This window comes from Streptomyces sp. NPDC001348 (genome assembly GCF_053597535.1).
On the sequence record NZ_JBSFIK010000061.1, the window covers coordinates 41,995 to 42,630 of the forward strand.

The 636-nt window shown below is 69.8% G+C and carries 1 rRNA gene and 1 pseudogene; one reads left to right on the forward strand and one right to left on the reverse strand.

Going from position 1 to position 636, the window contains the following annotated elements:
* Positions 1-453, forward strand: a pseudogene (locus ACWC21_RS38745) (hypothetical protein); the annotation flags it as partial.
* Between the two features lie 91 nt (positions 454-544).
* On the opposite strand, the gene rrf reads toward ACWC21_RS38745, so the two are convergent.
* A 5S ribosomal RNA gene (gene rrf, locus ACWC21_RS38750) occupies positions 545-636 on the reverse strand; the annotation flags it as partial.

Genomic DNA, 636 nt, shown 5'->3' on the forward strand with positions numbered 1-636 from the left:
GAAGTCCGGGCGGTCACCGCCACGCCGGTCATCACGACGGAAGTCGGAGCGCTGGCCTTCGCGGCGATCGTCCCTACGGTCGTCGCGGCCTCGGAATCCGCCTCGGTCGCCTCGGTTGTCGTCCCGCCGGAAGCCACCGCGCTCGGGACGCTCACTGCGGTCGTCCCGTCGGAACCCGCGGTCGCGGTCGTCCCTGCCCTGGAATCCGCCGCGGTCGTCACGGCGACCGTAGCCGCCGCGGTCGTCGTCGCGGCGGGGGCCGCGGGCATCACGATCGTCACGGCGGGCGCCGCGGTCCCGGTCGTCTCGGCGAACGTAGCCGCCCCGGTCACCACGGTCGTTGTCGCGGCGCGGGCCGCCCTGATACGGGCGGCGGTCACCGCGGTCACCACTGTCCCGTCCGCGCGGGTTGCGCTCCGGCCGGTCGTCGGGAGAGTTGGTGGACATCGGTGACTCCTGTCTTCGGTACAACAAGTAATTCTGAAAAACGAAAGGACCCCTGGTCCCAGCGTGAACGCTGGGACCAGGGGTCCTTCCAAAGATTGTTCGGCGGTGTCCTACTCTCCCACAGGGTCCCCCCTGCAGTACCATCGGCGCTGTGAGGCTTAGCTTCCGGGTTCGGAATGTAACCGGGCG